Origin of the sequence: Pseudonocardia sulfidoxydans NBRC 16205 (genome assembly GCF_007989085.1) — a bacterium.
Lineage (GTDB): Bacteria > Actinomycetota > Actinomycetes > Mycobacteriales > Pseudonocardiaceae > Pseudonocardia > Pseudonocardia sulfidoxydans.
Window position 1 is genome coordinate 1 of record NZ_BJVJ01000093.1, and the last position, 20,302, is coordinate 20,302.

At 75.1% G+C, this 20,302-nt stretch carries 21 protein-coding genes; 19 read left to right on the forward strand and 2 right to left on the reverse strand.

The genetic code is table 11. The annotated features are described in order from the left end of the window. From PSU4_RS27250 to PSU4_RS27260, 3 genes are all read left to right on the forward strand, one after another. A partial coding sequence (locus PSU4_RS27250) for a methionine adenosyltransferase domain-containing protein (protein WP_186817212.1) occupies window positions 1-379 on the forward strand: 379 nt, incomplete at its 5' end. Beyond that, window positions 376-840 carry a cupin domain-containing protein gene (locus tag PSU4_RS27255; RefSeq protein ID WP_147114576.1) on the forward strand — a complete coding sequence of 155 codons (465 nt, stop codon included), beginning with the start codon at window positions 376-378 and terminating at the stop codon, window positions 838-840. The genes PSU4_RS27250 and PSU4_RS27255, both read left to right, overlap by 4 nt. 263 nt (window positions 841-1,103) lie before the next feature. Further along, window positions 1,104-1,301, forward strand: coding sequence for a hypothetical protein (locus PSU4_RS27260; protein WP_147114581.1), 198 nt, complete (start codon window positions 1,104-1,106; stop codon window positions 1,299-1,301). An 18-nt stretch (window positions 1,302-1,319) separates the two neighbouring features. On the opposite strand, the gene PSU4_RS27265 is transcribed toward PSU4_RS27260, so the two are convergent. Further along, window positions 1,320-2,594: a geranylgeranyl reductase family protein gene (locus PSU4_RS27265; protein ID WP_147114585.1), complete on the reverse strand. Its 1,275-nt coding sequence runs from the start codon at window positions 2,592-2,594 to the stop codon at window positions 1,320-1,322. Window positions 2,595-2,736: 142 nt separating this feature from the next. Here PSU4_RS27265 and PSU4_RS27270 point away from each other — a divergent pair, with 142 nt between their 5' ends. The 11 genes from PSU4_RS27270 (at window position 2,737) to PSU4_RS27320 (ending at window position 13,949) form a co-directional block, all read left to right on the forward strand. Continuing rightward, window positions 2,737-4,821: a primosomal protein N' gene (locus tag PSU4_RS27270; protein WP_147114588.1), complete on the forward strand. Its 2,085-nt coding sequence runs from the start codon at window positions 2,737-2,739 to the stop codon at window positions 4,819-4,821. 81 nt (window positions 4,822-4,902) lie between these two features. After that, window positions 4,903-5,451, forward strand: a complete 549-nt coding sequence (gene def / locus PSU4_RS27275) for a peptide deformylase (RefSeq protein ID WP_147114591.1) — start codon at window positions 4,903-4,905, stop codon at window positions 5,449-5,451. Next, window positions 5,451-6,383: a methionyl-tRNA formyltransferase gene (gene fmt, locus PSU4_RS27280; protein ID WP_147114593.1), complete on the forward strand. Its 933-nt coding sequence runs from the start codon at window positions 5,451-5,453 to the stop codon at window positions 6,381-6,383. Before def ends, fmt begins: the two co-directional genes overlap by 1 nt. After that, window positions 6,380-7,831, forward strand: coding sequence for an RsmB/NOP family class I SAM-dependent RNA methyltransferase (locus PSU4_RS27285; protein ID WP_147114595.1), 1,452 nt, complete (start codon window positions 6,380-6,382; stop codon window positions 7,829-7,831). Before fmt ends, PSU4_RS27285 begins: the two co-directional genes overlap by 4 nt. A gap of 119 nt (window positions 7,832-7,950) precedes the next feature. Then, entirely contained in the window at window positions 7,951-8,637 is a 687-nt protein-coding gene (gene rpe, locus PSU4_RS27290) for a ribulose-phosphate 3-epimerase (RefSeq protein WP_147114616.1), read from the forward strand. Window positions 8,638-8,782: 145 nt separating this feature from the next. After that, window positions 8,783-9,892 carry a bifunctional diaminohydroxyphosphoribosylaminopyrimidine deaminase/5-amino-6-(5-phosphoribosylamino)uracil reductase RibD gene (gene ribD, locus PSU4_RS27295; protein WP_147114619.1) on the forward strand — a complete coding sequence of 370 codons (1,110 nt, stop codon included), beginning with the start codon at window positions 8,783-8,785 and terminating at the stop codon, window positions 9,890-9,892. Between the two features lie 20 nt (window positions 9,893-9,912). Then, window positions 9,913-10,542 carry a riboflavin synthase gene (locus PSU4_RS27300; protein WP_147114598.1) on the forward strand — a complete coding sequence of 210 codons (630 nt, stop codon included), beginning with the start codon at window positions 9,913-9,915 and terminating at the stop codon, window positions 10,540-10,542. Next, window positions 10,539-11,852: a bifunctional 3,4-dihydroxy-2-butanone-4-phosphate synthase/GTP cyclohydrolase II gene (locus PSU4_RS27305; protein ID WP_373866103.1), complete on the forward strand. Its 1,314-nt coding sequence runs from the start codon at window positions 10,539-10,541 to the stop codon at window positions 11,850-11,852. Before PSU4_RS27300 ends, PSU4_RS27305 begins: the two co-directional genes overlap by 4 nt. A 127-nt stretch (window positions 11,853-11,979) precedes the next feature. Continuing rightward, on the forward strand, window positions 11,980-12,462 hold the full coding sequence (gene ribH, locus PSU4_RS27310; RefSeq protein ID WP_147114600.1) for a 6,7-dimethyl-8-ribityllumazine synthase: 483 nt from the start codon (window positions 11,980-11,982) through the stop codon (window positions 12,460-12,462). Window positions 12,463-12,473: 11 nt separating this feature from the next. Next, window positions 12,474-13,097: a PH domain-containing protein gene (locus PSU4_RS27315; protein WP_307724804.1), complete on the forward strand. Its 624-nt coding sequence runs from the start codon at window positions 12,474-12,476 to the stop codon at window positions 13,095-13,097. A gap of 141 nt (window positions 13,098-13,238) precedes the next feature. Then, window positions 13,239-13,949 carry an HAD family hydrolase gene (locus tag PSU4_RS27320; protein WP_147114603.1) on the forward strand — a complete coding sequence of 237 codons (711 nt, stop codon included), beginning with the start codon at window positions 13,239-13,241 and terminating at the stop codon, window positions 13,947-13,949. 11 nt (window positions 13,950-13,960) lie between these two features. Here the strand turns inward: PSU4_RS27320 and PSU4_RS27325 are convergent, their stop codons facing one another. Continuing rightward, window positions 13,961-14,686, reverse strand: a complete 726-nt coding sequence (locus PSU4_RS27325) for a DUF2786 domain-containing protein (RefSeq protein WP_246115380.1) — start codon at window positions 14,684-14,686, stop codon at window positions 13,961-13,963. A gap of 135 nt (window positions 14,687-14,821) precedes the next feature. Here PSU4_RS27325 and uvrC point away from each other — a divergent pair, with 135 nt between their 5' ends. The 5 genes from uvrC to PSU4_RS27350 all read left to right on the forward strand — a co-directional run. Next, a complete protein-coding gene (uvrC, locus tag PSU4_RS27330; protein ID WP_147114605.1) occupies window positions 14,822-16,912 on the forward strand; it encodes an excinuclease ABC subunit UvrC in 2,091 nt (696 codons plus the stop codon). Next, window positions 16,909-17,814: an RNase adapter RapZ gene (gene rapZ / locus PSU4_RS27335; protein ID WP_147114608.1), complete on the forward strand. Its 906-nt coding sequence runs from the start codon at window positions 16,909-16,911 to the stop codon at window positions 17,812-17,814. The genes uvrC and rapZ overlap by 4 nt, the downstream gene beginning before the upstream one ends. Before the next feature lie 7 nt (window positions 17,815-17,821). Beyond that, window positions 17,822-18,865 carry a gluconeogenesis factor YvcK family protein gene (locus tag PSU4_RS27340; protein WP_147114610.1) on the forward strand — a complete coding sequence of 348 codons (1,044 nt, stop codon included), beginning with the start codon at window positions 17,822-17,824 and terminating at the stop codon, window positions 18,863-18,865. A 51-nt stretch (window positions 18,866-18,916) separates the two neighbouring features. After that, window positions 18,917-19,900 (forward strand): DNA-binding protein WhiA, encoded by a 984-nt coding sequence (gene whiA / locus PSU4_RS27345; protein ID WP_147114613.1) that lies wholly within the window; start codon window positions 18,917-18,919, stop codon window positions 19,898-19,900. A gap of 121 nt (window positions 19,901-20,021) precedes the next feature. Continuing rightward, the coding region (locus tag PSU4_RS27350) for a glyceraldehyde 3-phosphate dehydrogenase NAD-binding domain-containing protein (RefSeq protein WP_246115381.1) at window positions 20,022-20,302 on the forward strand (281 nt) is incomplete at its 3' end.

The window sequence follows — 20,302 nt, forward strand, 5'->3', positions numbered from 1 at the left end:
CGGCGCCTTCTCCGGCAAGGACCCGTCGAAGGTCGACCGCTCCGCCGCCTACGCCATGCGGTGGGTCGCGAAGAACGTCGTCGCCGCCGGCCTCGCCGACCGGATCGAAGTCCAGGTCGCCTACGCCATCGGCAAGGCTGCGCCCGTCGGCCTGTTCGTGGAGACCTTCGGCACCGAGAACGTCGCCCCGGCCCGCATCCAGGCCGCCATCGACGAGGTCTTCGACCTGCGCCCGGCCGCGATCATCCGCGACCTCGACCTGCTGCGCCCCATCTACGCGCAGACCGCGGCGTACGGGCACTTCGGTCGCACCGACGTCGAGCTGCCGTGGGAGTCGACCTCGCGCGCCGACGCACTGAAGTCCGCCGCCGGCGCGTGAGTTTCCCCGACCCGGCCGGGCGGGTCGTCGTCTCGCGTGGCGACGACCCGCCCGACCTGGCCGGGCTGCCCTCGGTGCGGTTCGTCGCGCCGGGGTCGGTGACCGGCGGGCGGTTCGGGCTGTTCGAGTACCGGATGGCGCCGGGCAGCCCCGGCCCCGGCCCGCACGTGCACGCCACCTTCTCCGAGTCGTTCTACGTGCTCGAAGGCGCGCTGACGATCTTCGACGGGGAACGCTGGGCCCCCTACGCACCGGGCGACTACGTGCACGTCGGCGAGACCGGGGTGCACGCGTTCCGCAACGACGCCGACGTCGAGACGGCGTTCCTCATCCTCTTCGCGCCGGGTATCGCGCGGGAGAACTTCTTCACCGAGCTGCGCGCCATCCGCGACGAGGGCCGGGAGCTCGACGAGGAGGAGTGGCGCGAGTTCTACGCCCGCCACGACCAGGTCAACCTCTGACGCTCCCCCCGCGACCTGCCGCGCGGGCGCGCGCCGGGGTTGCGGCCGGGGTGTCGGGCGCAATCCGGCGTTCCTCGGGCGGGGTGTCGGGAGCAGTGGGGTTGCGGCCGGGGTGTCGGGCGCAACCTGGCGGTCCTCGGGCGGGGCGTCGGCAGCAGTGGGGTTGCGCGCGGTCTTCTGCGCTGCCGGATCTCGGGTGCGCCGCTACGCTCCGTGGACCGTCCGATGTGTCCGTCCCGGCGCGAGACCCCGCGGAGGCCGTAGTGCGCATCCTGGCTGTGCTCGTCGTGCTGTGGTTGATCGTCGGCGCGTTCGCCGCCTACCAACGCGGCTACTTCGGCGGCAGCGACGCCTCCTGCACGGGGGTGGGCACCACCCTGCTGACGATCGTCGTCGGGCCGCTCAACTACGTCGGGGTCAACCCGCGCATCGACTGCACGGTCCCCCAGCCCTCGTCCTGAGCAGCGGACTGACGGGCCTCACGCCCGGCGCAGGTCGGCGGCGGGGAACGGGGGCCGGTCGTCGAACCGGCTCGACAGCCGGCCCGCGGCCCGCCACGCCCGCGCGGTGAGGTCGCGGTCCTCCTCGGTGACGAGGTTGCCCATCACGCGCAGCGCTACCGTCATCAGCGCGCGTGAGCGCATCCCGACCGGGCCGGCCAGCGGCAGCAGCCTCGGCAACGTGAGCAGCCCGGCGAGACGGCGGGCGATGGAGAACGCCTGCCCGTAGTGCTCGCGCAGCGTCGCGGGCCAGGCGCGGGCGAGGTCCTTCTCACCGGTCATGAGCTCGGCGAGGACGCGGCCGGTCTCCAGGCCGTAGTCGATGCCTTCGCCGTTGAGCGGGTTGATGCAGCCGGCGGCGTCGCCGATCAGGCCCCAGTTGGGCCCGGCGACGCCCGAGACGGCGCCGCCCATGGGCAGCAGCGCCGACGACCGCATCCGCAGCTCGCCCTCGAGCTGCCAGTCGTCGCGGCGGGCGGCGGTGTAGAGGTCGATGAGGGCGCGGAGCTGGATGTTGGCGGGCCGCTTGTCGGTGGCGAGGGTGCCGACGCCGATGTTGACCTCGCCGTTGTTGAGCGGGAACACCCAGCCGTAGCCGGCGAGGACCTCGTCCTGGGTGCCGCGCAGCTCCAGGTGCGAGGAGATCCAGGGGTCGTCGTGGCGGCCGGACCGGATGTAGGCGCGGGCGGCGACGCCGTACGCGGTGTCCTTGTGCCACACCCGGCCCAGGACCCGGCCGAGGGTGGAGCGGTGCCCGTCGGCGACGACGACGCGTTCGCAGCGCACCGTCGTGGACGTGCCGTCGGCCAGAGTGAAGACGACCCCGCTGATCCGCTCGCCGTCCCACTCGACGTCGACGGCCTTCGCACCCTCCATCGGGACCGCGCCGGAGTCGAGGGCGACCTGGCGGACGCGGGCGTCCAGCTCGGTGCGGGGAACGGCGGAACCGTTGGCGGGCAACGACTTCCCTGGCCAGGGGAGCTCCAGGACCTGGCCGAACCCGGCCGCCCGCAGCCCGCGGTTGGAGCCGTGTCCGCGCAGCCACTCCGCGAGCCCGAGCCGGTCGAGCTCGGCGACCGCGCGCGGGGTGAGACCGTCGCCGCAGGGCTTGTCGCGGGGGAAGACCGCGGCGTCGGCGAGGACGACGTCGATGCCGAGTCGCGCGGCCCACGCCGCGGCGGCGGATCCCGCGGGCCCGGCGCCGACCACGAGCAGGTCGGTGGCGCCGGGGACGGGGGAGGTGGCGGGGTCCATGCGTCCAGTGTCGCAAGCGCCGAGCCCGCGTGTCGGAGGCCGGTCCCAGGTCACACCCCGTTTCTCCGACGCGCGGGGGCGGTGGTGTCGTCCACGAGGGGGCAGGGCTGGAACCGTCGGGGGCGGATGCCAGGGTGATCGGGTGGCCGGACCCGCGGGGACCCCGACCGCCGCGACCCGTGCCGCCGCGCCGGGGACCCGGCGGCGCGCCGCCGCGCGCGGCGAGTGGGAGCCGGCACCGGTGGCACCGGTGGCCAGGGTCGCTGTCGACGTCCCGCTCGCGCATCTCGACCGGCCCTTCGACTACCGGGTCCCCACGCACCTCGACGAGGCCGCCGTGCCCGGGGTGCGGCTGCGGGTGCGGTTCGCGGGCCGCCTCGTCGACGGGTTCCTGCTGGAACGCGTCGAGGAGTCGGGTCACGGCGGGAAGCTGGCCTGGGTGGAGAAGGTCGTCTCGCCGGAGCCGGTGCTGACGGCGGAGGTCGCGGCGCTGTGCCGGGCGGTCGCCGACCGGTACGCGGGCGTGTTCGCCGACGTCGTGCGCCTCGCGGTCCCGCCGCGGCACGCGCGCGCCGAGGCCCGCCGCGCGCCGGAACCGGTCGACGGCCGTGGGGACCACGGGCCCGCCGCCGACGCCGGCACGGACGGGTGGGCCCGGTATCCCCGCGGCACGGCGTTCCTGTCCGCCCTCGGCGCCGGCCGGGCCGCGCACGCCGTCTGGCAGGTGCTGCCCGGGGAGCAGTGGGCGACGCGGCTCGCCGAGGCCGCCGCGGCGACCGTCGCCACCGGGCGCGGGGCGCTGCTGGTCGTCCCCGACCAGCGCGACGTCGACACGCTGCACGCCGCGTGCGTCGCCCGCTTCGGCGACGACGGTGTGGTCGCGTTGTCGGCCGACCTCGGTCCCGCCGAGCGCTACGTGCGCTGGCTGCGGGTGCTGCGCGGCGGGGTGCGGGTCGTCGTCGGCACGCGGTCGGCGGCGTTCGCGCCGCTCGCCGACCTCGGGCTGGTCGCGGTGTGGGACGACGGCGACGACTCCCACTCCGAGCCGCGGGCACCGTACCCGCAGGTCCGCGACGTGCTGGTGCTGCGGGCCCACGCGGTGGGGGCGGCGCTGCTGGTCGCCGGGTACGCGCGGACGGCGGAGGCGCAGCTGCTGGTCGAGTCGGGCTGGGCCAGCGAGATCGTCGCCGACCGGGCCACGTTGCGGGCGGCGATGCCCCGGGTGACGGCGCTGGAGGACACGGCCGGTGCGGTGGCCCGCGACCCGGACGCGCGCGTCGCGCGGATCCCGGCGATCGCGTTCGAGGCGGCGCGGGCCGCGCTGAAGGCGGGTCGTCCGGTGCTGGTGCAGGTGCCGCGGGCGGGCTATGTGCCGTGGCTGTCGTGCAGCCGGTGCCGGGAGAGCGCGCGGTGCCGGCACTGCGCGGGACCGTTGGCGCTGCCGTCGGGGACGGGCGCCGACGGCGCGCCGGGGCTGCCGCACTGCCGCTGGTGCGGCCGCGTCGAGTCGTCGTACCGGTGCGGGGGCTGCGGCGGTCGGGCGTTGCGCGCGTCGGTGACGGGGTCGCGGCGCACGGCCGAGGAGCTGGGCCGGGCGTTCCCCGGCGTCGGGGTGCGCCAGTCCGGCGGCGGCACCGACGTCCTCGCCGGGGTCGGCGCGGGGCCGGGGATCGTCGTCGCGACCCCGGGGGCCGAGCCACCGGCCGAGGGCGGGTACGGCGCGGCGCTGCTGCTCGACGGCTGGGCGATGTTGTCGCGACCGGACCTGCGGGTCGCGGAGGAGACGTTGCGGCGCTGGCTCGCGGCGGCGGCGCTGGTGGTGCCGCACGGCGACGGTGGCCGGGTGGTCGTCGTGGAGGAGGCGGGGGTGCCCGTCGTGCAGGCGCTGGTGCGGTGGGACCCGGCCGGGCACGCGGCGGCCGAGCTCGCGGCGCGCGCCGAGGTCGGGTTCCCACCCGCGGTGCGGATGGCGTCGGTCGAGGGGCCGGCCGCGGCCGTGGCGGAGATCGCCGACGCCGCCGAACGCGACGGCGCCGAGGTGCTGGGCCCCGTCGAGGTCGAGGGCGGCGCGCCGGGGGACGAGCCGAAGGAACGGGCGCTGCTGCGGGTTCCGCGCGCCCGGGGCCGCGGCCTGGCCACGACGCTCGCCGCCGCCCAGGCCACCCGCAGCGCGCGGAAGGCCGCCGATCCCGTGCGCGTCCGGATGGACCCCCTGCAGATCGACTGACCGGCGTCGACCGGCGCGGAAGGGGCGCGAAACGGCTGCGTGGCAGAATCGAGCGGTCCGTTCCACGTTTCAGGGAGCTCCGTGACCGTCCAGCCCGTCAGGCTCTTCGGCGACCCGGTGCTGCGCAGTCCCGCCGTCGAGGTCACGACCTTCGACGCGGAGCTGCGCAAGCTCGTCGCCGACCTCACCGACACCATGCACGACGAGGGCGGCGCCGGCCTGGCCGCGCCGCAGATCGGCGTCGGGCTGCGGGTGTTCACCTACGACTGCGACGAGTTCTCCGGGCACCTGATCAACCCGACGTTCGACGCGGTGGGTGACGAGGACCAGGTCGGCCCCGAGGGCTGCCTGTCGATCCCGGGTCTGAGCTGGGACTGCCGCCGGCACCTGCACGTCGTCGCCCGCGGGTGGGACATGCACGGCGAGCCGGTCACGATCGAGGGCTCACAGCTGCTGGCGCGCTGCATCCAGCACGAGACCGACCATCTCGACGGGGTGCTGTTCGTCGACCGCCTCGATGCCGAGACGCGCAAGCTCGCGATGGCCGAGATCCGCGCCGCCGAGTGGTTCTCCGAGCGCGAGCCCGTCGTCAAGGTGAGCCCGCACCCGATGTTCGGCCGGGCGCGCTAGTGCGGCTGCTGTTCGCGGGCACCCCGGAGCCGGCGGTGCCGTCGCTGCGCGCGCTGATCGACTCACCCCGCCACGACGTCGTCGCCGTCCTCACCCGTCCCGACGCCCCCGCGGGCCGGGGGCGGACGCTGCAGCGCTCGCCGGTCGGCGCGCTGGCCGACGAGGCCGGAATCCCCGTCCTCACGCCGCGTAAGCCGTCGGAGCCGGAGTTCCTCGCGACGCTGGCCGAGCTGGCCCCCGACTGCGCGCCGGTCGTCGCCTACGGTGCGCTGGTGCCGCGCGCGGCCCTCGACATCCCCGCCCACGGCTGGGTCAACCTGCACTTCTCGTTGCTGCCGGCGTGGCGGGGCGCGGCACCGGTGCAGGCCGCGATCCGGCACGGCGACGACGTCACCGGCGCCACCACGTTCCGCCTCGAGCAGGGTCTCGACACCGGCCCGACCTACGGCGTCGTCACCGAGACGGTGGGGGAGACCGACACCTCCGGCGCCCTGCTGGGCCGGCTCGCGGTGAGCGGGGCGGCGCTGCTCGTCGCCACCCTCGACGGGATCGCCGACGGTACCGTCACCGCGGTACCCCAGCCGGTGGACGGGATCTCGTTGGCGCCCAAGGTGACCGTGGCTGACGCGCGCGTCGACTGGTCGGTGCCCGCGGTGGCGACCGACCGGCTCGTGCGGTCGGTGACACCCGAGCCCGGCGCCTGGACGACGTTTCGCGAGCAGCGGCTCGGGCTGGGTCCGGTGCGGCCCGTCCGCACCGGGGAGATCACGCTCGCCCCGGGCGCGCTGCACGTGGAGAAGAAGCGGGTGCTGGTCGGCACCGCGACGGTGCCGGTGGAGCTGGGCGAGGTCCGGCCGGTCGGCAAGAAGGCGATGTCCGCACCCGACTGGGCGCGCGGTGTCCGCATCAGCGACGGAGAGGGCGTCCAGTGAACGAGCCGCGGCGGTCGACCGGAGACCGCCGGCGTGGCGGCGGGCCGCGCCGCAACGCCGGTCCGCCCCGTGGCCGCAGCGGTCCGTCGCGGCCGATCAGCGTCGACCCGGCCCGCGCGGCCGCGCACGAGCTGCTCACCGTCGTCCGCGAGCGCGACGCCTACGCCAACCTGGCCATGCCCGCGATCCTGCGCCGGTTCCGGCTGCGCGACCGCGACGCCGCACTGGCCACCGAGCTCGGCTACGGGACGCTGCGCGCGCTCGGTCTGCTCGACGCCGTCGTGGCCGCGTGCGCGGACCGGCCGCTGCACCGCATCGAGCCGCCGCTGATCGACGCGTTGCGCATCGGCGCCTACCAGCTGCTGCGCACCCGTATCCCCCCGCACGCGGCCGTCGACACGATCGTCGACCTCGTCCGCGACCGCGCCGGATCGCGGTCGGCCGGGTTCGTCAACGCCATCCTGCGCGGGGTCAGCGAGCACGACGAGGCGGCGTGGACCGCACGCCTCGCCCCGTCCGCCGACGAGGACCTGTTGGGGCACAGCGCGTTCGTGCACGCGCACCCACGCTGGATCGCGCAGGCCTTCGCCGACGCCCTCGGCGGCACCGCCGAGCTCGACGCGGCCCTGGCCGCCGACGACGCACGGCCCGTCGTGCACCTGCTGGCCCGGCCCGGGGAGATCACCGCCGAGGAGCTCGCGCTCGTCACGGGCGGCACGGAGGCGCCGTACTCGCCCTACGGGGTGCACCTCGGGCCCGGCTCCGGCGACATCGGCGAGATCGACGCCGTCGCCGAGGGGCTCGCCGCCGTGCAGGACGAGGGCAGCCAGCTCGTCGCGCTCGCCCTCACCCGGGCCGAGCTCACCGGCGACGACACCGGCCGCTGGCTCGACCTGTGCGCCGGCCCCGGGGGCAAGGCCACGCTGCTCGGTGGGCTCGCCGCCCTCGACGGCGGCACCGTCGACGCGGTCGAGCAGTCCGAGCACCGCGCCGACCTGGTCCGCCGCGCCGTCGACGGGCTGCCCGTCACCGTCCACACCGCCGACGGCCGCGAGGCCCCGCTGCCCGACGGCGAGTTCGACCGGGTGCTGGTCGACGCGCCCTGTACCGGGCTCGGCGCGCTGCGGCGGCGTCCGGAGGCGCGCTGGCGGCGCAGCCCCGAGGACGTCGCCGGGCTGGCGCGGCTGCAGCGTGAGCTGCTCACGGCGGCGCTGCGGCACGTGCGCCCCGGCGGGGTCGTCGGCTACGTGACCTGCTCGCCGCACCTGTCGGAGACCGCGGGCGTGGTGACGGCCGTGCTGCGCCGCCGCGACGACGTCGAGCGGCTCGACGCGCGGGAGTTCTTCCCGGGGGTGCCGGACCTCGGCGACGGGCCAGCCGTGCAGCTGTGGCCGCACCGCCACGGCACCGACGCGATGTTCATTACACTGCTGCGGCGGGTGCGCTGATCCCCCTGTACGGTGACCGGGCAGGTGAGGTTGCGCCGGTCCACGAAACCGTTGCGGGACATCGCCCACACGTGTGTGCCCGGCACCGGCTCACCAGTAGCCTCTGAGGGGTGCATCCCCTGATCGCCCCCAGCATGCTCTCCGCCGACTTCGCCCGTCTCGCCGACGAAGCCGACGTGGTCACCGGCGCACCCGGTGAGGGAGCCGACTGGCTCCACATCGACGTCATGGACGCGCACTTCGTGCCGAACCTCACCCTGGGCCTGCCGATCGTCCAGTCGCTGCTCAAGGCGACGGACGTTCCGCTGGACTGCCACCTCATGATCGAGGACCCCGACCGCTGGGCCCCCGGCTACGCCGAGGCCGGTGCCTACAACGTGACCGTCCACGTCGAGGCCGCCCACGACCCGGTCGCGCTGGCCAAGAACCTGCGCGCCGCCGGCGCCAAGGCGGGCCTGTCGATCAAGCCGGGCACCCCGCTCGAGGACCACCTCGACACCCTCAAGCACTACGACACGCTGCTGATCATGAGCGTCGAGCCCGGGTTCGGCGGCCAGTCGTTCATCCCCGAGGTGCTCGACAAGGTCCGCACGGCGCGTCGCCTCGTCGACACCGGGCACCTCACCGTGCTCGTCGAGATCGACGGCGGCATCAACTCCGACACCGTCGAGCAGGCCGCCGAGGCCGGTGTCGACTGCTTCGTCGCGGGCTCGGCCGTCTACGGCGCCGACGACCCGCTGCGGGCCGTCCAGGCGCTGCGCAGCCAGGTCGTCGAGGCCGACCCGAAGCGGTGGGCCTCGGCATGATCTCCACATCGGTGACGGGCGCGGCCCGGACGTCGGGCGCCGTCCGCCACCGGTGTGACCGGGCGGCACCGTGACCCGCCTCACCCCCGCCGGCCCCACCCCGGCCGGCCCCACGCCGGCCGGCCCGGTCGGGCCCGACGACGCCATGCGGATCGCGCTCGCGGCGTCGGCCCGGGTGCACGGCACGACCAGCCCCAACCCGCCCGTCGGGTGCGTCGTCCTCGCCGCCGACGGGACCGTCGCCGGGGTCGGCGCCACCGCGCCGCCCGGCGGCCCGCACGCCGAGGTCGTCGCCCTCGCCCAGGCGGGGGAGCGGGCCCGTGGCGGTACCGCCGTCGTCACCCTCGAACCCTGCGCCCACCACGGACGCACCCCGCCCTGCACCGACGCGCTGCGCGCCGCGGGCATCGCCGCCGTACACGTCGCCGTCGCCGACCCGAACCCCGTCGCCGCAGGTGGCGCCGAGGCCCTGCGCGCCGCCGGGCTCACCGTGACGGTCGGGACACTCGCTCCCGACATCGTCGACGCCGTCGCCGCCGGACCGCTACGGGCGTGGCTCCACGCCCAGCGCACCGGCCGCCCGCACGTCACCTGGAAGTTCGCCGCGACCCTCGACGGGCGCAGCGCCGCCGCCGACGGCACCAGCCGCTGGATCACCGGACCCGCCGCCCGCGCCCGCGTCCACACGCTGCGCGCCACCAGCGACGCCGTCGTCGTCGGCACCGGGACCGCGCTGGCCGACGACCCGGCCCTCACCGCACGCGACGTCGACGGCACCCCGCTGGCCCGCCAGCCGCTGCGGGTCGTCGCCGGGCTGCGCGACGTCGCCCCCGGCTCGCACCTCGACGCCCCCGACGTCCTGCACGTCCGCACCCACGACCCGGACGAGGTGATCGCCGCGCTGCACGCACGCGGCGTCGTCGACGTGCTGCTCGAGGGCGGCCCGCGACTCGCGGGGGCGTTCCTCGCGGCGGGCCGGGTCGACCGGGTGCTCGCGCACGTCGCACCCGCACTGCTCGGTGCCGGGGCCGCCGCACTGGGTGATGCAGGCGTGGGAACGATCGGTGACATCCTGCGGTTGCACGTGGCACGTGTGGAACTGGTGGGGGGCGACATCCTGATCGACGCACTGGTCGGCGCCGCGCCCGGCGCCGCCGCCCCGGCCGGGGCGGCGGACGGGCAGGTCGTCGCGACGGTGTCGGCCCCGCGGCCCGCGGACCGGTCCGGGAGCACCCCGGACGGCAGCGGGCCCTGAACGAGGAAGGACGTCCGGAGATGTTCACCGGGATCGTCGAAGAGGTCGGCGAGATCGTCGACGTACGGCACGACGCCGACGTCGTCGTGCTCACCGTCCGTGGCCCGCGGGTGTCGTCCGACGCCGCGCACGGCGACTCGATCGCCGTCAACGGCTGCTGTCTCACCGTGGTCGACGACGAGGCCGCGGACGACCGCTTCCGTCTGGAGCTCGTCCCCGAGACGCTCAAGCGCACCTCGCTGGGCGCTGCCGCCGCGGGTTCCAAGGTCAACCTCGAACGCGCGCTGCCCGCGGGCGGCCGGCTCGGCGGGCACATCGTGCAGGGCCACGTCGACGGCGTCGCGACCCTGCTCGGGCGCACCCCCGGCGAGCGCAGCGACGAGGTGCGGTTCAGCCTGCCCCCCGAGCTGTCCCGGTACGTCGTGGAGAAGGGCTCCATCTGTGTCGACGGCGTGTCGCTGACGGTCGCCGCCACCGACGGCGACACCTTCACCGTGGCACTCATCCCGACGACTTTGGCGGACACCACACTCGGGATCCGGGCCGCGGGGGATACCGTCAACATCGAGGTCGATGTCGTCGCCAAATACGTTGAGCGGCTGACGGTCGCATACCGGCACGACGCCGGTGAGGAGGCAGGGAACCAGTGAGCGACGTGGCGAGCAGCAGCGCCGGAACGACGGCGGCCGACCGGCGTCGCGCGTTCGAACTGATCGAGCGGGCGGTGGCCGACCTGGCCGAGGGCAAGCCCGTCGTCGTGGTCGACGACGAGGACCGCGAGAACGAGGGCGACCTCATCTTCGCCGCCGAGAAGGCGACGCCCGAGCTCGTGTCGTTCACGGTGCGCTACACCTCCGGCTACGTGTGCGTCGCGCTCACCGACTCCGACTGTGACCGGCTCGACCTGCCCCCGATGCACCACACGAACAGCGACAACTTCCGGACCGCGTTCACGGTGACGGTCGACGCCAAACAGGGCGTGTCGACGGGCATCTCCGCCGCGGACCGCGCCCACACGATCCGCGTGCTGGCCGACCCCGAGGCCACGCCCGGCGACCTCGTCCGCCCCGGGCACGTGCTGCCGTTGCGGGCCCGCGAGGGCGGTGTGCTGCGCCGCCCCGGACACACCGAGGCCGCCGTCGACCTGGCCCGGATGGCCGGGCTGGCACCCGCCGGTGCGCTCTGCGAGATCGTCTCGCAGAAGGACGAGACCGACATGGCCCGCGGCGACGAGCTGCGCGTGTTCGCCGAGGACCACGAGCTCACCCTCATCACGATCGCCGACCTGATCGCCTACCGGCGGCGCTTCGAGAAGCACGTCGTCCGTGTCGCGCAGGCCCGCATCCCCACCGCGCACGGCGACTTCGTCGCGTACGGCTACGACTCGCTGCTCGACGGCATCGAGCACATCGCGATGGTCGTCGGCGACGTCGCCACCCCGGAGGGCGACGGCGAGGACGTGCTCGTGCGCGTCCACTCCGAGTGCCTCACCGGTGACGTCCTGGGCTCGCTGCGCTGCGACTGCGGTCCCCAGCTCGACGCCGCCCTCGAGGCCGTCGCCGCCGAGGGCCGCGGCATCGTGCTCTACATGCGCGGGCACGAGGGCCGCGGGATCGGCCTGCTGCACAAGCTGCAGGCCTACCAGCTGCAGGAGGCCGGCGCCGACACCGTCGACGCCAACCTGGCCATGGGCCTGCCCGCCGACGCCCGCGACTACGGCATCGGCGCCCAGATCCTCGCCGACCTGGGCGTGCGCAGCATGCGGCTGCTCACCAACAACCCGGAGAAGCGGGCCGGGCTGGAGGGCTACGGCCTCACCATCAACGGCCGCGTCCCCATGCCGGTGCGCCCCACCCCGGAGAACCTCCGGTACCTGCGGACCAAGCGCGACCGCATGGGCCACGAGCTCCCGGGTCTCGGCGACGCCGCCGAGGGGGCCGCGGGCGGCTCCGGCTACTGACCCGCGCCGCCGCCCCGAGTCCGGCGACCGACCACGACCCGGCTGCGCACCCCACGACGGGGTGCGCGGCCGCGGTCGTCCCGGGGCGCGTGGCCGGGCACGACGGCGGCGGGGCAGGATGGGGCCCATGAGTGGTGAGGGACGGCCCGTCGATCTCGGTGACCTCGAAGGGGCGGACGGCCTGCGCGTCGGCATCGTCGCCGCGAGCTGGCACGCGGAGATCACCGACCTGCTCCTGGAGCGCGCGGTCGCGACCGCGGAGAAGGCCGGAGCGGTCCCGACCGTCGTGCGGGTCAGCGGCACGATCGAGCTGGCCGTGGTGTGCCAGGCGCTCGCCCGCACCCACGACGCCGTCGTCGCGCTCGGCGTGGTGATCCGCGGCGGCACCCCGCACTTCGAGTACGTCTGCGACGCCGTCACCGCCGGTCTCACCCGGGTCTCCCTCGACGAGGGCGTGCCCGTGGGCAACGGCGTACTCACCTGCAACACCGTCGAGCAGGCGGTCGACCGCTCGGGTGCGCCGGGCTCGGCCGAGGACAAGGGCGCCGAGGCGACGGTCGCGGCCCTGCACACCGCGCTGGTGCTGCGGGGCCTGGCGGCGTCGCGGTGAGCCCGCAGCGGGTGGGCACCCCGGAGGAGGACACCGTGTCGGCCGTCGCCCGGCAGAGCACGCCGTCGATCACGCTGCGGCCCCGCCGTGTGCTGCGGCTGGCGTGGATCGGCTCGGTCCTGGTGGTGGCGCTGTTCGTCGCCATCGCGATCGTGCTGCGCAACACCGACACCGGTGTGTACTTCCGCTTCGCCGACCAGGTGTCGATGGTGCTGCTCGGCCTGCTCATCGCCGCCGGTCTGCTCCTGTTGGCCCGGCCGCGGGTCCGCGCCGACGCCGAGGGGATCGAGGTCCGCAACATCCTGCAGACCCGGCGCTTCGGATGGGGCGAGATCGTGGGCATCGCCTTTCCCGACGGGGCCAGCTGGGCGCGGCTCGACCTCCCCGACGACGAGTACCTGCCGGTGCTGGCGGTGCAGGCCGTCGACCGCATGTACGCCGTCGAGGGCATCCGCGAGCTCCGCGCCCTGCGCAACGCCGCCCACGCGCGCCTCGCCGCTGCCCGGCAGGAGGCCGCCCCGGACGAGGCCGTGAGCGACGAGGCCGTGACCGGGAAGGCCGTGACCGACGAGGCCGTGACCGACGAGGCCGTGACCGACGACGGCACGTCCACCGAACCCGACACCCGCGGCTGACGACACCCGCCGCCCGGCGGTGGGCGGAAGCGCAGAGGCTCCTGGCCGATCCGCGTCGTTGCGCCGGCCGACGGTGACCGGGCCGGTACGGTGGTGCTCCGCCGGCAGCGCGGCCGGCCCGGCTGAGAGGTGGGTGGGTCGATGTCCGCGGGATCGTCGCCGCCCCCGGCGGGCCGTGCGCCCGCCCAGCGGCCCCGAGCCGTCCTGCTCGACATCTACGACACGACGCTGCGCGTCGACGTGCTGCGGTCTCGGTTCGTCGACGTCGGCCGCCACGAGCTGGAGTGCGACGTCTTCCTGGCCCGCGCCATGCGCGACGGGATCGCCTTCAGCATGGCGGGCGCCGACGGCGCGTTCGGCTCCTACGTGCGCGAGGCGCTGCGGGCGACGACCGGCCACAAGCTGTCGGAGGAAGCGCTCGACCACGTGATGAGCGGCTTCGCCTCGCTGCCGCCCCAGCCGGACGCCGAGCTCGCGCTGATGGCGCTGACCCGGGCGAAGGTGGCGGTGTACGCGTTCGGCTACGGCAACGAGCGGGTGCTGGCCGACGCGCTGGACCGCTCGGGTCTGCGCACCTATCTGCGCGGCACCATCACCGTCGACGACCTGGGCCGGCTGCGCCCCGCCGCGGGGGCCTACCACCACGGGTGCCGGGTCGCGCACGCCGAACCGGCGCGCACGGCGCTGGTCAGCTCGCACGCGTGGGACGTGCACGGTGCGGCCCGGGCAGGCCTGCTGACCGGGCTCGTCGCGCGCGGCGAGGGCCCGCCCCCGGCGATGATGGAGCAGCCGCACGTGCGGGCCGAACGGCTCGACCAGTGCGTGGACCGGCTGCTCGCGCTCCCGGCCTGATCCCGGGATCCTCACGAGGCTCCTGCCGCCAGCCTCGGCCCGCCCAGGTCGGCCGCCGACGCCGCGAGCGCGCCGGCACCGAAGCCGCTGCCCGAGTGGACGGAGCGCCGGGCCGTGACCAGGTGCGGGTAGGCGGCGGCGAACGCCTGCTCGACGGCCACCGACCGGTCGGCGAGCACGAGAGCGGCGCCGCCGCCGGGGATGCACGCGGCCGCCTGCTCGGCCGCGGTGAGCCGCTCGTGGACCTGCGCGGCGAACCCCAGCAGCCACGACCGGCGGTAGGCCGCGACGGACTCCCGCGCGTCGGGCGGGCGGCACCGCACCAGCTCACGGGTGGCCTGCAGGAGCAGCGACTCGAACAGCAGCGCCACCCGTTCCCGGTCGGACGCGTGCCCGAACACGGTGACGGCCGCGACCCGGCCGCGGGCCGCCCGGTGCAGGACCCACCGGCAGCGCAGCGCCGACGCCGTCCAGCCGAGCAACCGCGCCTTGGCCGCGCTGTAGGGGTCGGCCAGCGCGACGCGGGTGCCGCCGACCGGGTCGGAGCCGGGGGACGCGGCGGCGAGCAGCGCGGCGTCGATCCCGTGCCGGGCGATCAGCTCGGCCGCCTTCGCGTTGTAGGTGCGGGCCTCGGCCTCGGTGCCGGCCCGCTCGGCCTTGGCCAGCAGCTTGCGCACGCGCGCGACCGGGTCCGCAGCCCGGCGGCCCCGCACGGCGTCGTCGACGACCTCGGTCACGTCGCGCCCCCCTTTTCGACCAGCGACTGCCCGAACTGTTGTTCGAACACCGCGAGTCCTACCACCCCGGGCCGACAGAACCGTGAACCCCGGCGGTGAGCCGGTGCGCGAGGACGGTTCTACGCTGGGGTGGTCATGCCGGACCCCGCCACGTATCGCCCCGCCCCGGGTTCGATCCCGGACGAGCCGGGCGTCTACCGCTTCTCCGACCCGCGCGGCCGCGTGATCTACGTCGGCAAGGCCAAGAGCCTGCGCAGCCGGCTCAACTCCTACTTCGCGGACCTGTCGAACCTGCACCCGCGGACGCGGCAGATGGTCACGACGGCGACGGCCGTCGAGTGGACCGTCGTCGGCACCGAGGTCGAGGCGCTGCAGCTCGAGTACAACTGGATCAAGGAGTTCGACCCGCGGTTCAACGTCCGCTACCGCGACGACAAGACCTACCCGGTCCTCGCGGTGACGTTGAACGAGGAGTACCCGCGGCTGCACGTCTACCGGGGGCCGCGGCGCAAGGGCGTGCGCTACTTCGGGCCCTACGCCCACGCCTGGGCGATCCGCGAGACCCTCGACCTGCTGCTGCGGGTGTTCCCGGCCCGTACGTGCAGCGCCGGTGTGTTCCGCCGGCACGGCCAGATGGGCCGCCCCTGCCTGCTCGGCTACATCGACAAGTGCAGCGCACCGTGCGTCGGCACCGTGGACGCCGACGAGCACCGCCGGATCGTCGACGACTTCTGCGACTTCCTCGCCGGCCGCACCGACCGGCTGGTCCGCGAGCTGGAGCGCCGCATGGAGGACGCGGCGCAGGAGCTGGAGTTCGAGCGCGCCGCCCGGCTGCGCGACGACATCGGCGCCCTGCGCCGCGCGATGGAGAAGCAGGCCGTGGTGCTGGGCGACGGCACGGACGCCGACGTCGTCGCGTTCGCCGAGGACGACCTGGAGGCGGCCGTCCAGATCTTCCACGTGCGCGGCGGGCGGGTGCGCGGGCAGCGCGGCTGGGTCATCGACAAGGTCGAGCAGACCGACACCCCGCAGCTCGTCGGCCGCTTCGTCAGCCAGTTCTACGGTGAGCAGGCCGCGCTCGCCGGGGCGGCCGACGACGCGCACCAGCCCGTCCCGCGCGAGATCCTGGTGCCCGAGCTGCCGCCCGATGCCGGGGCACTGGTGGAGTGGCTCTCGGAGCTGCGCGGGTCGCGCGTGCAGCTGCGCGTGGCCCAGCGCGGCGACAAGCGGGCACTGGCGGAGACGGTGGCGCGCAACGCGTCCGAGGCGTTCGCGCGGCACAAGCTGCGCCGCGCGGGCGACCTGACGGCGCGGTCGGCGGCGTTGCAGGAGATCCAGGACGCCCTCGGGCTCGAGTCGGCCCCGCTGCGCATGGAGTGCATCGACGTCAGCCACGTGCAGGGCACCGACGTCGTCGCCTCGCTGGTGGTGTTCGAGGACGGGCTCGCGCGCAAGTCGGAGTACCGCCGGTTCGAGGTCAAGGGTGGCGCCGAGGGCGGTGACGTCGCGGCGATCGCGGAGGTCGTGCGGCGTCGTTTCAAGCGTTACCTGCAGGAGACGGCGGGCGACGGTACCGGCGCCGACGACGCGAATGCGACGAACGGTTCGAACGACAGCTCGGCGACGGGCCCGGATCCGGTCGGCGACGTGGGGTCACGGGCACGTAACGCTGCGGCGCCCGTCGCCGAACCCCCGGGCATCACGGACACGGCGAGCTCTGCGGCCGCGACCGTCCGGACGGGCATCGACCCGACCACCGGACGGCCGCGGAAGTTCGCGTACGCGCCGAACCTGCTCGTGGTCGACGGCGGGCCGCCCCAGGTGGAGGCGGCGGCCGAGGTGCTCGCGGACCTCGGCATCGACGACGTCGCGGTGTGCGGGCTGGCCAAGCGCCTGGAGGAGGTCTGGCTGCCCGCCGACCCCGACCCGGTGATCATGTCGCGGACCTCGGAGGGGCTGTACCTGTTGCAGCGCCTGCGCGACGAGGCCCACCGCTTCGCCATCACCTACCACCGTCAGCGTCGTTCCAAGAGCATGGTGGTCTCCGAGCTCGACGCCGTCCCGGGACTCGGTCCCTCACGGCGCCAGGCGTTGCTCAAGCAGTTCGGTTCGGTCCGCAAGCTGCGCGCCGCGGGCGTCGAGGAGATCGCCGCGGTCCCCGGTCTCGGCAGGCGCACGGCCGAGGCCGTGGTCGCGGCCCTGCACGGGAACGAGCCGGCCGGATGAGCGCGTCGCGCGACGTCCCGCAGGCCGACACCGCTCCCGCCGGGATCGAGGTCGCCCTGGTCAGCGGCCTGTCCGGGGCCGGGCGCAGCACCGCGGCGAAGGTGCTGGAGGACCTGGGCTGGTTCGTCGTCGACAACCTGCCGCCCGAGCTGATCGCGACGATGGTCGACCTCGGGGCCCGGTCCCGCGGCGAGATCACCCGGATCGCCGTGGTGATGGACGTGCGGAGCCGCGCGTTCACCCACGACCTCGGTGCGGTCATCAAGGATCTCGACGCACGCGGCTACAAGCCGCGGGTGCTGTTCCTGGAGGCCACCGACGCGGTGCTGGTGCGGCGTTTCGAGCAGGTCCGGCGCAGCCACCCGCTGCAGGGCGACGGTCGGCTCTCCGACGGCATCGCCGCCGAGCGGGAGCTGCTGCGCCCGCTGCGCGAGGACGCCGACCTCGTCGTCGACACGTCGACGATGTCGGTGCCGCGGCTGCGCGCCACGTTGGAGCGGACGTTCGGCGACGAGCTGTCCCCGGCGACGCGGGTGACGGTGCTGTCCTTCGGCTACAAGTACGGCCTGCCGATGGACTCCGACCTGGTCGTCGACGTGCGGTTCCTGCCCAACCCGCACTGGATCCCGGAGCTGCGCGAGTTCACCGGGCGCGACGAGGCGGTGCGCGACTACGTGCTGAGCCAGGAAGGCGCCGAGGAGTTCATCGAGCGCTACCTGGAGCTGCTCGCCCTGATCGGGGCGGGCTACCGCCGCGAGGGCAAGCGGTACCTGACGCTGTCCGTGGGCTGCACCGGCGGCAAGCACCGCAGCGTCGCGATCAGCGAGGAGCTGGCGCGGCGGCTGTCCGGGACCGAGCACGTCGTGGTGAGCGTGTCGCACCGTGACCTGGGACGCGAATGAGCGGCCGATGAGCGAGGGCGGGGGACGCGGTCTGCGGGCCGTCGCGCTGGGGGGCGGGCACGGGTTGCACGCCACCCTCACGGCGCTGCGGTTGCTGGGCGACCTCGTCGACGACATCACGGCCGTGGTGACGGTCGCCGACGACGGTGGGTCGTCGGGTCGGCTGCGCCGCGAGCTGGGATCGCTGCCGCCGGGCGACCTGCGGATGGCCCTGTGCGCGCTGGCGGCGCCGCTCACCGGGGTCGACGCGGTTGCCGGCGGTTCGCCCGACGACCTGTGGGTCCGCGTCGTGCAGCACCGTTTCGGCGGCACGGGCGCGCTGGCCGGGCACGCCGTCGGCAACCTGGTGCTCGCCGGGCTGATGGACGTCCTCGGCGACGCGGTCGCCGCGCTGGCGGAGATGGGCCGCCTCCTCGGTGCGCACGGGCGCGTGCTGCCCATGAGCTGCGACCCGCTGACGATCGAGGCCCAGGTCACCGGCCTCGACGACGACCAGGGTGCGGTGCGGCTGATCCGCGGCCAGGTCGCGGTGGCGTCCACCCCGGGCCGGGTGCGCCGGGTGTGGCTGCGCCCAGAGCGGCCGACGCCGTGCCCGGAGGCGGTCGCCGCCGTCCGCGACGCCGACGTCGTCCTGCTGGGCCCCGGGTCGTGGTTCACCAGCGTGCTGCCGCACCTGCTGGTGCCCGGGCTGGGCGAGGCGTTGACGTCGACGACCGCACGCCGCGTCGTCGTGCTCAACCTGGCGCCGCAGCCGGGGGAGACCGCCGGGTTCTCGCCGGAACAGCATCTCGACGTACTCTCGCAGCACGCTCCCGCCCTGCGCGTCGACGCGGTGCTGGCCGACGAGACGGCGGTCCCGGTCCCCGACCGGCTCCGCCGCGCCGCCCGCACCATGCTCGTCGCGGACGGGACGGTGCACCTGGCTCCGGTGGCCGCGGACGATCCCACGGCCCCGAGGCACGACCCGGCAGCGCTCGCCGCGGCCCTGCGTCCGGTCCTGGTCAGACCGGACCGCGGTGCCGCGGCGGGAGCCGGCGAGAGGAGGACCTGAGGTGCGCACTCCGTGCAGCCCGGCAGGACGTGAGGTCAGGAGGTGTCACCGATGGCGATGACGTCAGCGGTGAAGGACGAGCTGAGCAGGCTGACGGTGACCAAGCCGTCGTGCCGGCGGGCCGAGGTGGCGTCGCTGCTGCGGTTCGCGGGCGGGTTGCACATCGTCGGTGGCCGGGTGGTGATCGAGGCCGAGGTGGACACGGGATCGGTGGCCCGGCGGCTGCGCCGTGAGATCCACGACCTGTACGGGCACCAGTGCGAGGCGCACGTGATCACGGCGGGTGGGCTGCGCCGCAGCGCCCGGTACGTGATCCGGGTCGTGCGTGACGGTGAGGGGCTGGCCCGCCAGACCGGGCTGCTCGACGCGCGTGGCCGCCCGGTCCGGGGGCTGCCGCCGCCCGTCGTGTCGGGCGACGTGTCCGATGCCGAGGCGGCGTGGCGTGGCGCGTTCCTCGCGCACGGGTCGCTCACCGAGCCTGGCCGTTCGTCCGCGCTCGAGGTGACGTGTCCGGGCCCGGAGGCGGCGCTGGCGCTCGTCGGTGCGGCGCGCCGGCTCGGCGTGACGGCGAAGGCCCGTGAGGTGCGCGGCGCCGACCGGGTCGTCGTCCGCGACGGCGACGCGATCAGCGCGCTGCTCACCCGCATGGGTGCGCACTCGTCGGTGCTGGCCTGGGAGGAGCGGCGGATGCGCCGCGAGGTCCGGGCCACGGCCAACCGGCTCGCGAACTTCGACGACGCCAACCTGCGCCGGTCGGCGCGGGCCGCCGTCGCGGCGGCGGCGCGGGTCAGCCGGGCGCTGGAGATCCTGGGCGACGACGTGCCGCAGCACCTGCTCGCCGCGGGTCGGCTGCGTGCGGAGCACACCCAGGCGTCGCTGGAGGAGCTCGGTCAGCTGGCCGATCCGCCCATGACCAAGGACGCCGTGGCGGGCCGGATCCGGCGGCTGCTGCACATGGCCGACAAGCGTGCGGCGGACCTCGGGATCCCGGACACGGAGTCGGCAGTCACACCGGAGATGCTCGAGGACGCCTGAGGCCCGCCCGCGGCGCAGGTCGGAGGACATGTATCGATTCCGAGAGGGGTGCAGGGCGGTACCGGCGCGGACGATAGTCTGACCGTCAGGTTCGCCTGAAATCCACTACCGGGAGGTACTCGTGACGGTTCGCGTCGGCGTCAACGGATTCGGTCGTATCGGCCGCAACTTCTGGCGGGCGGTCGACGCCCAGCGCGCCGCCGGGACGACGGACATCGAGATCGTCGCGGTGAACGACATCACCGACAACGCGACGCTCGCGCACCTGCTGAAGTACGACTCGATCCTCGGCCGGCTGCCCTACGAGGTGTCGTCGACCGACGAGGACATCATCGTCGACGGGACGCCGCTGAAGGCGTTCGCCGAGCGCGACCCCGCCGCCCTGCCGTGGAAGGACCTCGG

Coding starts and splice junctions, on each gene's coding strand:
- whiA (WP_147114613.1), top strand. CDS start 18,917: ATGGCGATGACGTCAGCGGTGAAGGACGAGCTGAGCAGGCTGACGGTG.
- PSU4_RS27300 (WP_147114598.1), top strand. CDS start 9,913: ATGTTCACCGGGATCGTCGAAGAGGTCGGCGAGATCGTCGACGTACGG.
- PSU4_RS27340 (WP_147114610.1), top strand. CDS start 17,822: ATGAGCGAGGGCGGGGGACGCGGTCTGCGGGCCGTCGCGCTGGGGGGC.
- PSU4_RS27320 (WP_147114603.1), top strand. CDS start 13,239: ATGTCCGCGGGATCGTCGCCGCCCCCGGCGGGCCGTGCGCCCGCCCAG.
- PSU4_RS27265 (WP_147114585.1), bottom strand. CDS start 2,594: ATGGACCCCGCCACCTCCCCCGTCCCCGGCGCCACCGACCTGCTCGTG.
- ribD (WP_147114619.1), top strand. CDS start 8,783: ATGCGGATCGCGCTCGCGGCGTCGGCCCGGGTGCACGGCACGACCAGC.
- uvrC (WP_147114605.1), top strand. CDS start 14,822: ATGCCGGACCCCGCCACGTATCGCCCCGCCCCGGGTTCGATCCCGGAC.
- ribH (WP_147114600.1), top strand. CDS start 11,980: ATGAGTGGTGAGGGACGGCCCGTCGATCTCGGTGACCTCGAAGGGGCG.
- rapZ (WP_147114608.1), top strand. CDS start 16,909: ATGAGCGCGTCGCGCGACGTCCCGCAGGCCGACACCGCTCCCGCCGGG.